General features: G+C 64.0%; 14 protein-coding genes. 7 read left to right on the top strand and 7 right to left on the bottom strand.

The genetic code is table 11. The features are described 5' to 3' along the window. Entirely contained in the window at positions 1–531 is a 531-nt protein-coding gene (locus BM338_RS01190) for a tetratricopeptide repeat protein (protein WP_090448961.1), read from the top strand. A 79-nt stretch (positions 532–610) separates the two neighbouring features. Here the strand turns inward: BM338_RS01190 and BM338_RS01185 are convergent, their stop codons facing one another. Together BM338_RS01185 and BM338_RS01180 are read right to left on the bottom strand one after the other, a co-directional pair. Beyond that, positions 611–970, bottom strand: a complete 360-nt coding sequence (locus BM338_RS01185; RefSeq protein WP_177229188.1) for a PepSY domain-containing protein — start codon at positions 968–970, stop codon at positions 611–613. A 78-nt stretch (positions 971–1,048) separates the two neighbouring features. After that, the gene (locus tag BM338_RS01180) at positions 1,049–1,618 is read right to left on the bottom strand and encodes a DUF4166 domain-containing protein (protein ID WP_090448959.1); all 570 of its coding nucleotides are present in this window, start codon (positions 1,616–1,618) and stop codon (positions 1,049–1,051) included. 74 nt (positions 1,619–1,692) lie between these two features. Here BM338_RS01180 and BM338_RS01175 point away from each other — a divergent pair, with 74 nt between their 5' ends. Together BM338_RS01175 and BM338_RS01170 are read left to right on the top strand one after the other, a co-directional pair. Then, positions 1,693–3,615, top strand: coding sequence for a DNA repair helicase YoaA (locus BM338_RS01175; protein ID WP_090448958.1), 1,923 nt, complete (start codon positions 1,693–1,695; stop codon positions 3,613–3,615). Between the two features lie 62 nt (positions 3,616–3,677). Next, entirely contained in the window at positions 3,678–4,049 is a 372-nt protein-coding gene (locus BM338_RS01170; protein WP_090448957.1) for a VOC family protein, read from the top strand. 9 nt (positions 4,050–4,058) lie between these two features. On the opposite strand, the gene BM338_RS01165 is transcribed toward BM338_RS01170, so the two are convergent. The 3 genes from BM338_RS01165 to BM338_RS01155 form a co-directional block, all read right to left on the bottom strand. Further along, entirely contained in the window at positions 4,059–5,345 is a 1,287-nt protein-coding gene (locus BM338_RS01165) for an RNA polymerase sigma factor (RefSeq protein WP_090448956.1), read from the bottom strand. A 377-nt stretch (positions 5,346–5,722) separates the two neighbouring features. Next, positions 5,723–6,154 carry a VOC family protein gene (locus BM338_RS01160; protein ID WP_090448955.1) on the bottom strand — a complete coding sequence of 144 codons (432 nt, stop codon included), beginning with the start codon at positions 6,152–6,154 and terminating at the stop codon, positions 5,723–5,725. 28 nt (positions 6,155–6,182) lie between these two features. Then, complete coding sequence (locus tag BM338_RS01155; RefSeq protein WP_090448954.1) at positions 6,183–6,614, bottom strand: YciI family protein; 432 nt, start codon at positions 6,612–6,614, stop codon at positions 6,183–6,185. Positions 6,615–6,894: 280 nt separating this feature from the next. On the opposite strand from BM338_RS01155, the gene creD reads away from it, so the two are divergent. Together creD and tsaB are read left to right on the top strand one after the other, a co-directional pair. After that, entirely contained in the window at positions 6,895–8,250 is a 1,356-nt protein-coding gene (gene creD / locus BM338_RS01150; RefSeq protein ID WP_090448953.1) for a cell envelope integrity protein CreD, read from the top strand. After that, entirely contained in the window at positions 8,247–8,933 is a 687-nt protein-coding gene (tsaB, locus tag BM338_RS01145; protein ID WP_090448952.1) for a tRNA (adenosine(37)-N6)-threonylcarbamoyltransferase complex dimerization subunit type 1 TsaB, read from the top strand. Before creD ends, tsaB begins: the two co-directional genes overlap by 4 nt. 66 nt (positions 8,934–8,999) lie before the next feature. Here tsaB and BM338_RS01140 read toward each other — a convergent pair whose 3' ends face one another. Beyond that, a complete protein-coding gene (locus BM338_RS01140) occupies positions 9,000–10,025 on the bottom strand; it encodes a YeiH family protein (RefSeq protein WP_090448951.1) in 1,026 nt (341 codons plus the stop codon). An 89-nt stretch (positions 10,026–10,114) separates the two neighbouring features. On the opposite strand from BM338_RS01140, the gene BM338_RS01135 reads away from it, so the two are divergent. Together BM338_RS01135 and BM338_RS01130 are read left to right on the top strand one after the other, a co-directional pair. After that, positions 10,115–10,999, top strand: a complete 885-nt coding sequence (locus tag BM338_RS01135; protein WP_090448950.1) for a LysR substrate-binding domain-containing protein — start codon at positions 10,115–10,117, stop codon at positions 10,997–10,999. A gap of 63 nt (positions 11,000–11,062) precedes the next feature. After that, entirely contained in the window at positions 11,063–11,668 is a 606-nt protein-coding gene (locus BM338_RS01130) for a hypothetical protein (RefSeq protein WP_090448949.1), read from the top strand. A 12-nt stretch (positions 11,669–11,680) separates the two neighbouring features. On the opposite strand, the gene ptsP is transcribed toward BM338_RS01130, so the two are convergent. After that, entirely contained in the window at positions 11,681–13,411 is a 1,731-nt protein-coding gene (gene ptsP / locus BM338_RS01125) for a phosphoenolpyruvate--protein phosphotransferase (RefSeq protein ID WP_090448948.1), read from the bottom strand. Positions 13,412–13,618: the final 207 nt, after the last annotated feature.

The raw sequence follows: 13,618 nt of genomic DNA, 5'->3' as shown, positions 1-13,618 counted from the left end.
ATGTCGTACCGTCGTCTTGCCTGCCGCCCTGTTCTTTTCGCTGCGCTCGCCGCTCTGATGCTCGCCGCCTGCACTCAGCCCAGCGCGCCGCAGGCTACCCGCCCGACACGTTCGGACAACGACATGCTGGCCTCGATCCGCGCGGCCGGCGAAAAAGAGAAATCGGTGATCGACGTGAACCCGCTGCGCGATCCCGGCGTGGCGTCGCTGCAGGATGCAGCGCAGGCCGATATCCGCGGCGCTCAGTTCGATGCGGCTGCGGCCAAGCTCGATCAGGCGCTGAAGTTGAGTCCGACCTCGCCCGATCTGCTGCAGGAGCGTGCCGAGGTGGCGATCCGCCTCAAGGACTATGCGCAAGCCGAGCAGTTGGCCAAGAAATCCTGGGAGCTCGGTCCGCGCTTGGGCCCGCTGTGCGCACGCAACTGGCAGACCATCGCCGAACTGCGTCAGCACGCCGGTGACGATGCGGCAGCCACCACGGCCGACAAGTGGGTGAAGCAGTGCCACGTGGAAGGCGTGCCGCGCTACTGATTCCTTGCGCGAGTGCACGGCCCTGCCGGTAGGTCAGGGCCATGCACTTCCTATTCCCACCATGGTTTTGAACGACGCGTCAGTGAACGTGCTTGCGGTCAGCGGCTGCTTCCTTGGCCTGATCAGCGGGTGACTCCTTTTCGTTCGAGACGATCTTGCCGTCGATGGCATCTACCTGGATTTCGGTGATGTCTTTCGATCCGGCGGTCTTGATGTCGAACGACCACACCAGCTTGCCATGCTCGCGCTCAAGCTCCGAACTGGCGATGCTGCCGCCGGGTGCGGCAGTCAGCGCGGTGTCGCGGGCCTGCTGCTCGGTGACTTTGGCTTGCGCCATAAGCTTGGCCTGACTCGCACTGCCAGCCATGGCGGCGCCGGTGCCGAGTACGGACACAGCTAGAAGCGAACAGATGAAAACGTTGCGGAAACGCATACGCATACCTCTCATTGGAATGAGCTGCCTCATACAGTGACGGGCAGTGTGCTGGCAGTGTTTCGCGTCTGCGTTTGGCTTCCCTTAGCTTTGGTGCGCGCTTGTTGTGTCCGCGTCCAGCAGGCCTTCGTAGGCCAGCAGCACGCCCAGTACCGGCAGGGCAAAGCTCACGGAAAAACGATAACGGCCTTGTTCGATGCGCTTGTAAGCGTTGCTGCGCGGCAACAGCCATGCCGGAAGACGCAAGGATCCCCGCTGGGCGCCGATGCAGCGCCAGTACCAGCCGCCATCGATGACGTCGACCTGCAGCAACAAGGCCACGACGCTGGTGTCTTCGATCCAGTAGCCGGCGGGCCATTGCCCTGACGGCCGGAACGTCGATGGGAAGCGGTGCGCTTCATCGAAACGGCGATCCCAGTGGAGTTGCCCGTCCGCGTGATGGATGGTGACTTCCAGCGTATGCGTACGGTGATCGTCGACCGGCACACCGAGCTTGCGGGCGAGCCGGCGTCCTATCCATCCGCCAATGCCCCGGCCCATGCGGATCTGCACGGGGCCGTGCAATCGTCCGCCATGCCGATGCAGGTCTTGCAGCAGCGGGTGTAGTTGCGCGAAGTCTGGGCCGAACCATGTACTGACTGCGGTTTCTGTCACGGCACTACTCCCCCAATAGGCCGGCGCAGTCTAGGGCATCGCCCCTGCCGGCAGAGTCGGCGATACTTGTCCGCATGACTGATACCGACGTATCCGCGCTGCTCGGCGCGGATGGCCCCTTCGCCCGTGAATTGCCCAACTTTGCGCCGCGCGCTGCCCAGCAAGCAATGGCGCAGGCCGTGCAGCACGCTATCGCCGAGCGTGAAACATTAATCGCCGAAGCAGGTACGGGTACCGGCAAAACCTACGCGTATCTCGTCCCGGCCTTGCTGTCGGGCGATCGAGTGATTGTGTCCACCGGTACCAAGGCGCTGCAGGATCAGTTGTTCTTTCGCGACCTGCCCAAGGTACGTTCGGTGCTTGGTGCGCGCTTGAAGACCGCGTTGCTGAAAGGGCGCGCTAACTATCTGTGTTTGTATCGCCTCGATCAGACGGTGCGCGAGGGCGCCAGTTTCGATCGCACGCAGGCGTCGCAGCTGGCTGCGATCCGCTCCTGGTCGGCGCGCACACGCCACGGCGATCGCATGGAGCTGGCGGAAGTGCCGGAAGAGTCGCCGATGTGGCCGCGAGTCACCTCCACACCGGAAAACTGCCTGGGGGTGGAGTGTCCGTTCTACGACGATTGCCATGTGGTGAAGGCGCGGCGCGAAGCACAGGAAGCCGACCTCGTGGTGGTCAACCATCACCTGTTATTCGCCGACCTCGCGTTGAAGCAAGAAGGCTTCGGCGAAATCCTGCCGGGTGCGCAGGCTTTCATTCTGGATGAGGCGCACCAGATTCCCGAGCTGGCCGGCCAGTTCTTTTCGCAGAGCATCAGCGCGCGCCAGCTGAGCGAACTGGCGCAGGATGCTCTGGGCGAATGCAATGGCATTACAGGCGCGATCGGTCTGGTGCTGGAACCGGTTGAGGCTTTGCAGGAGGCGATCCGCAAGCTGCGCCTGGCGATGGATGTGTTGCCCGAGCGCGGGCCGTTCCATGCGCTGGAAAGCGCATCCGCGATCCGCGATGCCTTGCACGATGTGCGCGAACTGCTTGCCGCGCTGACCGATGTGCTGGCCTCGCAGGCAGAGCGCTCGCGTGGTTTCACCAATGCGCACGAGCGTGCGGCCAACTTCAGCGAGCGGCTGGACCGCATCGTGGAGCAGGCCAACGAGCAGGATGTGCGCTGGTACGAAACCTTTCCGCGCGGCTTCGCCTTGCATGCCACTCCGCTCGATCTTGCCGCGCCGCTGCGTACCTTGCGCGAACGTACTCAAGCCGCATGGATCCACACTTCGGCCACTTTGTCGGTGGCGGGCAATTTCGATCACTTCGCGCGGCAGCTCGGTCTGGATGATCCGCAGACGCTCACCCTGGAGAGTCCGTTCGACTATGCGCGGCAGGCGCTGTGCTATCTGCCGCCCGGTCTGCCTGATCCGGCGATGCGCGACTACACCGAACGCGTGATCGATGCCGTGTTGCCGGTGTTGCACACCTCGAACGGTCGTGCGTTTCTGTTGTTCACCTCGCATCGCGCCTTGCGCCGTGCGGCGGATCTGTTGCGCGAGCGCGTGCCATGGCCGTTGTTCGTGCAAGGCACCGCGCCACGGCATCGCCTGCTCGAAGAATTCCGTGCCAGCGGCCATGGCGTGCTGCTCGGCGCCGCCAGTTTCTGGGAAGGCGTGGACGTGGCTGGCGAGGCACTCAGCGTTGTAGTGATCGACAAGCTGCCGTTCGCCGCGCCGGACGATCCGGTGTTGCAGGCGCGGCTGGATGCGCTGGAGCAATCGGGCATCAATCCCTTCATGGGCTGGCAGGTGCCCAGCGCGGTGATCGCACTCAAGCAGGGCGCGGGGCGATTGATACGCGATGTGCATGACCGTGGCGTGCTGGTGTTGTGTGACCCACGGTTGCTCGGCAAGGGCTACGGCAAGTTGTTCCTCGCCAGCCTGCCGGCGATGCCGCGCACGCGTGAGCTTGCTGACGTCCAGGTGTTCTTCGAGGCGGCCGAAGCCTAGGCAGAACTTACACAGTGCGGTTCGTTATGCTCTCCCCCATCTTGGCGGCGGGAGGGCAGGTCATGGCAAAGGCGATCGGGCTGGGCGGTATCTTCTTCAAATCTCGCGATCCGGCAGCATTGGCTGCCTGGTATGCGCAGTATCTGGGATTGCCGGTGGAGGAGTGGGGCGGAGCGCGCTTTGTGGAGGATGCAAAGCATCCGGGCTATCTGCTGTGGTCGCCGTTCGCGGCGGACACTTCGTACTTTGCGCCGAGCACGCAGCCTTACATGATCAACTTCCGCGTCGATGATCTTGATGCGCTGTTGGCGCAGTTGCGTGCTTCGGGTATCGAGGTGGATGAACGCGTCGAGGAAAGCGAATACGGCCGTTTCGGCTGGCTCATGGATCCCGATGGCACCCGCATCGAGCTGTGGCAACCGCCGGCGGCCTGAAGCCGGACATCAAGGGCCGGCCGGGTCGTCCGTCGTCTTCGCGCAGTCCGCGGCGCGGTCCAGCAGCAGTTCGCGCTCGCGCGCGTTGCGGGTGAGCGAGGCGGCGCGTTCGAACTCGATTTTCGCTTCGCTGGTCCGTCCCAGTTTGCGCAAGAGATCGCCGCGCACGCTGGGTAGCAGGTGGTAGTTGGCCAATGACGGCTCCGTCGTCAACGCGTCGACGATGGCCAACGCGGGCACCGGCCCGAATGCCATCGATACGGCGACGGCGCGATTGAGATCCACCACCGGCGACGGCGCGATCTGCGCCAGTTCGCCATACAGCGTCACGATGCGCCGCCAGTCGGTGGCCTCCGCGGTTCGCGCACGCGCATGGCAGGCGGCGATGGCGGCCTGGCTGGTGTAGATGCTGCGCTGCTCGCCGAGTTTTTCGGCGCGTTCCAGCGATGCCAGACCACGCCGGATCAGCAAGCGATCCCAGCGCGCGCGATTCTGTTCCAGCAGCAGGATTGGTTCGCCGGAGGGGCCGGTGCGCGCACCGGCGCGCGAAGCCTGGATTTCCATCAGGGCGACCAGGCCGTGCACTTCGGCTTCCTGTGGCGCCAGCTCGGCGAGAATGCGGCCGAGGCGCAGCGCTTCCTCGCACAGTGCCGGACGCATCCAGTCGTCGCCGGCGGTGGCGGAATAGCCTTCGTTGAAGATCAGATAGATCACGCCGAGCACGGAAGTCAGGCGCGACTGCAATTCCTCGCCGCGCGGCACTTCGAACGGCACCTTCGCCTCGCTCAGGGTGCGCTTGGCGCGCACGATGCGTTGGGCGATGGTGGGTTCGGGGACCAGGAAGGCGCGCGCGATCTCGTCGGTGGTCAGGCCGCCGAGCAGGCGCAGGGTGAGTGCGACGCGCGCCTCCATCGACAGCAGTGGATGGCAGGCGGTAAACACCAAGCGCAGCATGTCGTCGCCGATGTGGTCGTCGGCGGCCAGTTCGACTTCGGAGAATGCGAACGCTGGTTCGTCCTCCATCTCCCGCACGATCTCTTCGTGCTTGCGCTCGATCAGCTTGCTGCGGCGCAGGCGGTCGATGGCACGATGCTTGGCGGTGGTCATCAGCCAGGCGCCGGGGTTGTCCGGCACGCCTGATTGGGGCCATTGTTCCAGCGCAACTACCAGGGCGTCCTGCGCCAGTTCTTCGGCCAGGCCCACGTCGCGCACCATGCGTGCGAGGCCGGCAATCAGCCTGGCCGATTCAATGCGCCATACGGCGTCGATGGCACGATGGATATCGGTCGCAGTCATAGCGGCCGATCACACCATCACCACCGCCCGGGCGCAACCGCCGGAAGGCATCGTTCCACTAGGGACCCTCTGATCTATTCCGCGTAGGCGGCATGATCTCCCGAAGGCGCGCTGCGGCTACCGCGTGGCGAAACGCCTGACTGGCCGTCAGGTCAAGCCGCGCGGTAGCCGCAGCGCGCCTTCGGGAGATCACCCCGTCATTTGAAAACAAGAAGTTGGGGCCGTTGTTGTTTGCGCGCAGCTCACCGTCACGCTGTCTCGACAGACGTCCAGTCTGCCTTCGCCAGCGCAACGGCAATCTGCGCGCAAACAACAACGGTGACGCCTGCGTGGAATAGATCAGAGGGTCCCTTGGGCGGAACGATGCCCGCGTCGATTTATTGCGGCGATGCCAGGATCATCCAGGACACGCCGAAGCGGTCGGTGACCATGCCGAAGCTGGAGGCAAAGAAGGTCTTGGCCGGGGGCATCGTCGCCTGTCCGCCGTCGGCCAACGCATCGAAGCAACGCTTGACCTCGGCATCGCTGTTCACCGTGAGCGAGAGCGAGAAGCCGCTGAATTTCGTTTCGCCGGTGTTGTAGCCGTCCGTGGCCATGACCATGGTTTCGCCAATGCGGAGGGCGGAGTGCATCACTTTCTCGGCGGCGTCAGCGGCGGCGGCCGGGTCATGCGGGCAATCCGCGGACAGTGGCTCCGGATTGTCCTTGAAGCGCATGAGCATGGTGACTTCGGCGCCGAGGGTTTTCTGATAGAAGTCGATGGCTTCCTGACAGCGGCCGTCGAAGTTGAGGTAGGGCTGGGCCAACATAGGTCTCTCCTTAGGGGGTGGGGCTGAATCAATGATTGGTGCGGGCGGCTATTTCAGCGCGCAGGCGCTCCTCCTGTTCGCGCAGCTCGGGAGTGAATTCGGCGCCGAAGTCCTCGGCTTCGAAAACGCGACGGATCTCGATGTCCGATTCGCCTTCGAACGGGCAGGGGCAGCGCTTGACCCATTCGATGGCTTCCTCCAGCGACTTCACCTGGATCAGCCAGAAACCGGCGATCAACTCCTTGGTCTCGGTGAAGGGGCCGTCGATCACGGTGCGTTTCTTGCTGGAAAAATGGACCCGCGCGCCTTTGGAGCTGGGGTGGAGGCCTTCGCCGGCCAGCAGCACACCGGCCTTGACCAGCTCTTCGTTGTACTTGCCCATCTCGGCCAGCAGCTGCTCGCTCGGCATCACACCGGCTTCGGATTCTGCGGTGGCCTTGATTATCAGCATGAATCGCATGGTCGTATCTCCTGAAGGTGGAATGGGGAGCCCAGCCACCGGATCGGGTGGGTCTCTTGCTTAGGTGACGAACGGTGCGGCCAGGAATCGACAGGCGTCCGCAGAAATTTTTCACCGGGCCGGGAGCGGGGGATGTGAAGGCGGCGCGGAGATATGACACGGGCTTTTGAACCGGGCCGGTTGGCGCCCTTCCTTCGCCTGTAAATGGGCTCAGTCCGCCCGGTCATTTCCCGCCTGGCGTGTTGCCATGCAGGCTCCCACGACTATGGAGCCGACTGAAATGGGCAAATGGATGCAGAGCCCGACCGGAAAAGTACTGGGCATAGGCCTGCTGGCCTTGCTGATGCTGATCCCCCTGATGCAGGTGCGCTGGCTGGTGCAGGAACGTCAGGGCATGCGCGAGACCGCGATTGCGCAGATTGCGCAGGGCTGGGGCGGGCGTCAGGTGATCGGTGGCCTGGTGCTTGCGGTACCGACGCGCGAACTGATCGCTGCCGACGAGAAGGAAAAGCCAAGGGTACGGCTGGCCTCGGAAACTGTGCTGGCGGACGAGGTGCAGGTATCGGCGGCGATGCATGTGCAGATGCGCCGCTACGGCATCTACGGTGCGCCGGTGTTTACGTCGACCGTGCAGTTGAGCGGGCGTTTCCTGCCGGAAGACCTGGCCGGCTACCAGCGTTCGAGCAGTGCCGAGTGGCTGGCCGACAAAGCAGAACTGCGTTTGCTGCTCAGCGATCTGCGCGGGCTGCAGGAGGTGACGGCGCTGAAGATCAATGGCCGTCCTGCGCGTTTCGTTTCATCGACCGATCGCATCGGCGATCTGGCGAGCGTTGCTGTACCCATCGATCTGAAGGCGCTGGGCGGAGAGTCCATCACCTTCGAGGTCAGCCTGAAGGTGGCCGGCACCGAGTCCTTGCAGGTGCTGCCGCTGGCGCGTGCGACGTCGGTGGAAATCAGTGCGCCATGGAGTGATCCCAGTTTTATCGGTGCCGCCTTGCCGGGCGAGCGCAAGCTGGATGCGGACGGCTTCAGCGCGCACTGGCGCATGCTCGATCTCAATCGCAGTTATGGCCAGCATTGGGTCAACGGGGATAGGCGCATCGAAGCCTTGCTTGGGGCTTCCGCGTTCGGTGTGCAGCTGTATCAGCCGGTGGATGTTTATCAGCGCAACGAGCGCGCGGGTAAATATGGCTTGCTGTTTATCGCTATGACCTTTGTGGCGTTCTTTCTGTTCGAGGTACTCAAGCGCCTGCGCGTGCATCCGGTGCAATACCTGCTGGTGGGCGCCGCGCTGGCGACGTTCTATGTGGTGTTGCTGGCCTTGTCGGAGCAGATCGGCTTCGGTCCGGCGTACGCCCTGGCTGCGGCGGCCGTGGTGCTGATCGTGGGTGGGTATGCCGCTGCCGTGCTGCATGCGCGCCGGGCCGGTCTGTTGCTCGGTGGCGTGCTGGCGCTGGTATATGCCTTGCTCTATGGCTTGATCGCCGCCGAACAATACGCGCTGTTGATGGGCGCGGGTGTATTGCTGATCACCGTGGCCTTGCTGATGTATCTCACCCGTCGCATCGACTGGTATGGATGGTCGGCTGCGACTGAGCCACCGCGCGGCGAAGCCGCTACCATGGAGCGATCATGAATCTGCTCGCCATCGAAACCTCTACCGAAGCCTGCTCCGTCGCCCTGGTCCATGGCGACGAAGTGATTGTCCGCAGTGAAATCGCCCCGCGCCGTCATGCCGAGCTGGTGCTGCCCATGGCCGACGCGTTGCTCGCCGAAGCTGGTCTGGGACGCCATGCACTTGATGCGATTGCGGTCGGGCGCGGGCCGGGTGCGTTTACCGGTGTGCGGCTGGGCATCTCGCTGGCGCAGGGCATGGCGCTGGCGCTGGATCGGCCGGTGGTTACGGTGTCTTCGCTCGCTGCGCTGGCGCTGGAGGCGCCGGAGGACGAGGCCGTCATTCTCGCGGTGATCGATGCACGCATGGGCGAGATCTATGCGGCGAGCTATCGCCGCGATGACAACGGCGGGCTAGTGGCGCTGGACGAGGAACGCGTCTGTACCGCCGAATCACTAGTGTTGCCGAAAGCAGCGGCATGGCATGTAGTTGGTACCGGCTGGGCCACCTATGGCGCCGTTCTGGGAGCGCGACTGACCGGTGCGCTGCTTACTTCCGACGGCGCGTGTTTCCCGCAGGCTGAACATGTGGCCGAGCTGGCGGTGCGTGAGTTCAAGGCGGGCCATGCACAAGCGCCGGAGCTGGCGCTGCCGGTTTACCTGCGTGACAAGGTGGCGCTGACGCTGGCGGAGCAGGGGCGCTAAGCAGCGGGACCAGAAAAAAGGAAAGGCGCATCACGTGCGCCTTTCCGGTTTCTCATTTTCTGCATTTCAGAGCTGTCCAATCACTAGCTGCACCAGCAGGCTGCTCACCGATACCGCTATCCATACGCCTAGCCCCAGCAGGATCGGACGTGCGCCGGTCGCGGCCATCTTGCGCAGGTTGGCCGAGAGGCCGATGGCGGTGAGTGCCACGATGATCATGAATTCCGCCGCCATGTGAATCATCGGCTGGATCGCTGCCGGTATCAGGCCTGCCGTACGCACGCCAGAGGCGACCAGGAACCACAGAATGAACCAGGGGAAGATTTTGCGCAGGCTGAAATCGCTGGCGCCCTGCTTCTTTTCTTTCCATGCCACGGCGAAGGCCAGCGCCAGACAGACCGGGATGATCAGCGTGGCGCGTGTGAGCTTGACGATGGTGGCGTAGTCGCCGGCTTCCTTGCTGAAGCTGTAGCCCGCGGCCACCACCGACGAGGTGTCGTTGATCGCCGTGCCGGCCCATAGGCCGAAACCGAGGTCGGACAGATGCAGCAAGTGGCCCAGCAAGGGAAACAGCAGCACCGCGACCAGGTTGAACAGGAAAATGGTGGAGATGGCGAACGCGGTGTCGTGTTCGTCGGGCTTGACGATCGGGGTGACCGCCGCGATGGCCGAGCCGCCGCAAATGGCGGTGCCCACCCCGATCAGGATCTTCAGCTTGTCATGCACCTTCAGTGCGCGGCCCAGGCCCCAGGCGGCCAGGAAGGCTACGGTCATGGTCACCAGGGTCACCGACAACGATTCCAGGCCGGTCTTGGCTACTTGGTCGAGGCTCAGGCCAAAGCCGAGCGCGATGATCGACCACTGCAGCACCTGCTTGCCGGCGAACTGGATGCCCGGCGTGAATTGCCCGCCCGGTGCCATGACGTTGCGTACCAGGATGCCGAGCACGATGCCGAACACCGGCCCACCTATCAAGGGAGCCGCCCTGCCGAGGCCGAGCGCTAGCAAGGCGATGCCCGTGGCCAGCAGTAGGCCGGGAAGGCGCTGGCCGAAGGTTGGGCCGGCAGGGGTGGAAAGGGTGGTGGCGCTCATGGATGGACTCCTTAAATCTCCGGTCATTGTCCCGGCGGCCATCCATAAATAAAATTTTAAATATCTGATTCGATGTATAAGATTGACTGATGATAAATATCAGCCCGCGTCAGCTTGAAGTGTTCGTGCAAGTGGCACGCCTGGGTAGCGTGCGTGCGGCAGCGGAAGCGCTGCACCTGACCCAGCCCGCCGCCAGCATGGCGCTGGCCGAGATGGAGCGACAGCTGGAAGCGCCCGTGTTTGCGCGCGAACGAGGGCGGTTACGCCTGAATGCGCGCGGCCGCGAATTGCTGCCGCTCGCCCAGGAGTTGCTGGAGCGGTACGCCGAATTCGGTCGCCTCGGGCGTGGCGGTGCGGCATCTCTTGCCGGCGAGTTGCGTATCGGTGCGAGCAATACCGTGGGCAACTATCGCGTGGGTGAGTTGCTTGGGCGTTTTGTGCGGGCGCATCCACAGGTGGCGATCCGGTTGCGCGTCGCCAATACGGATGCCATTGCCACCGCGTTGCTGGCGCACGAACTGGATGTGGGTTGTGTGGAAGGCCCGGTGGCACATCCGGCGCTGGCGATGGAACCCTGGCGTGATGACGCCTTGGTGGTTTGTGCGCCGCCCGATCATCCACTGGCGCGTAAGCGCCGCTTGCAGCCGGAGGATTTCGCCGGTGCGCGCTGGGTATTGCGCGAGCCGGGTTCGGCGACCCGTACGACCAGCGAGCGCGTGCTGGCGCAACTGCCGCCGGGCGAGATGGCGCTGGAGCTCGATCAGATCGAGGCGATCAAGCAGGCGGTGGTTGCGGGTCTCGGTATCGCATGCTTGCCTGAGGTGGCGGTGATCGACGCATTGGCAGCGGATCGCCTGAAGGCATTGAAGACGCCCTTTCTCGACTTGCGGCGCAAGTTGTTCCTGCTGATGCATCGGGAAAAATATCGAGGTGCCTTGCTTGACGCCTTCCTCGCCGACGCCCGAGGCGACTGAGCCCCGGAATCTTTTTCTTGCGCCACGGTCCACAGGATTCCGCCGCAATGGGGATGGCCGGTGATGGCGAAGGTGCAGGGAGGCCCGGCTAGTCAGCGCTTTCGGCGACGGATTGTCGCCGCGTGGGCGGTGGCGCTGGGACTGCATGCCGCGCTGTTGCTGGTGATGCTACGTCCGGGGCAGGGTGGTCTTGTTGCCTCACCGCGTGCCTTGAATGGCGAAGACCGTTTGCGGGTCCGCATGCTGGCGGCGAATCCGCTGGTGCAGGCGCCACCGGCGATCGTCATGCCTGCGCCAGCTCGCATTGGGATTCGTTCGACTACGCCATCGACAGCGAAGGTTGCTACCTCGGCACCCAGTGGTGTCACGGCAAATCAAAGTGAAGGGAGTGCGAGTCCTGCGCTTCAGCTACGCAATGTGGATGGTTCGATCCACCTGCCAGCGAAGTCTGCGCAAACACGCGATACCGGCATCGCCGACATGCGCCATTTTCAGGGCCAGCCCTGCCGTGGCACGCGATTCGCGCGCAGTTATAGCCGGGCTCAGGACGAAACGCTTGGCGCCGAGGTGGCGCGTAAGTATCTGTCGTGGATCGGTCTGTACAACCCGCTCAAGGAGCAGCAATACCGCGAGCGCCGCGAGTGGCATGACCGGGCTTGTGCACCGTAACGGGTGAAACGCTTAGCAACTGATCTGCGACAACAACAGCTCTGCTTCCTCATGCGTGCGTGTGCGCAGAATGGCGGGCGCCAGCTTGCGTAGCTCGAGATAGTCGAGCGCCGCAATGCGGTCACGTACATGCAGCAGCTGGCTGGAGTGCATGCTGAATTCGCACAGGCCCAAGGCCAGCAACAGGGCGGTGAAGCGGATATCGCCACCGATCTCACCGCACAGACTCACCGGCTTCTTCGCACGGCGTCCGGCGGAAATGACGTACGAGATCAGGCGCAGCAGGGCCGGCTGCAAAGGGTTGTAAATGTTGTCGAGCGCGTCGTTGCCGCGGTCAGCCGCGAGCACGTACTGCGCGAGATCGTTGGTGCCGATGGCGAGGAAGTCGGCGTGGTCAAGCAATGAGCGCACGTTGATGGCGGCGGCCGGCACTTCGATCATCGCGCCCAGCGGGAGTTTCTCCGGCAGGTCGACGTTCTCGCGTTTGAGATCCTGGCGCGCCAGCTTGAACAGCGTGCGCACAGCGATCAGTTCGTCCGGCTGGGTCACCATCGGTACCAGCACACGCACCGGGCCGTAGCAGGCGGCGCGCAGGATGGCGCGGATCTGCGTGGTGAAGACGGCGGGGTAGCGCAGTGACAGGCGCACGCCGCGCACGCCGAGTGCGGGATTTTCTTCGCCGCGCAGCGCGAGGCCGGCGGCGTCGGCTTTGTCCGCGCCAAGATCCAGCGTGCGGATAGTGACGGGTAGGCCGCCCATGCCCAGCACCAGATCGCGGTAGGCGATGAACTGCTCGTCTTCCGACGGCAGATCCTTGTGGCGTAGGAACAGGAATTCGGTGCGATACAGGCCCACGCCATCAGCACCACGGGTGCGTGCCATGGCGATATCGGTAGGCGTTTCGGCATTCGCCAGCAGGCGGATGTCGGTGCCGTCGCGGGTGCGCGTCGGTGCGTTGGCGAGTGCCGCGAGACGCCTGCCTTCCAGCTGAGCCTCGCGCTGCCAGGCGCGATAACGGGCCAGGTCCTGCGCGGTGGGATGCACCACCGCTTCACCGCGCTCGGCATCGAGCAGGATCAGGTCGTCGTCATGAATGGTCGATAGCGCATCGCGCGCGCCCACCAGCATCGGCAGGTCCAGGCTGCGCGCAAGGATCGCGCTGTGCGAATACGCACTGCCGGAACTGGCGACCACGCCAAGCAGGCCGTTGCCGGCGAGGTGCGCCATATCTGCTGGCGCGATGGTGTCCGCGATAAGGATCTCGCCCACGCGTGCGGCCAGTTTGCGTTCTTCGCGGCTGGTCTGCCGTTGCAAGGCGGAGATGACGCGACTGATGACCTGGTCGACGTCTTCCTTGCGGCTGCGCAGGTAAGGGTCGTCCATCGCCTCGAACACGGCGGCCAGCCGATCGCGCTGTTTCTTCAGCGCGGCGCCGGGGCGGTAGTGGCCGATGCGTACCAGATCGTCGAGGCCACGCAGTAGTTCCGGATCGTCCAGCAGCAGGCTGTGCGCGTCGATGAACTCGTTTACTTCACGGGCCAGTGCGCCGTGCAGCTTGCCGCGCAATTCGCGCAGCTCTTGTCGTGCGGTGTCGAGCGCGCGATGCAGACGCTCCAGTTCGACCTCGACCTCTTCTTCGGCCAGGGGGCGCGTGTCGACCAGGTAGCGGCTGGGCTGCACCAGACGCGCACGGCCCAGGGCCATGCCGCGGGAAGCATTGGTGCCGGAAAGAACGTGTCTCATGTACGCCCTCCGTGGCGTGGCACGGTGTGAAGAGAGCGGTGGAAGTGGGGCTGCTCAGTCGCGATGGCAACGGTGATGCCGGACGTCGCACGGCGATTTGCGCCGGACGTCACATTTAGCTGCGGCGATGGACTGGCGAATGCTTTCCCCACCTAAGGACCCTCTGGTCTATGCCACGTAGGCGACATGATATCCAGAAAGCGCGCT

Source organism: Dyella sp. OK004 (assembly GCF_900114495.1).
Classification (GTDB): Bacteria; Pseudomonadota; Gammaproteobacteria; order Xanthomonadales; family Rhodanobacteraceae; genus Dyella_D.
The sequence above is the reverse complement of the archived record's forward strand: the minus strand, read 5'-3'. Positions and strand labels throughout refer to the sequence as shown.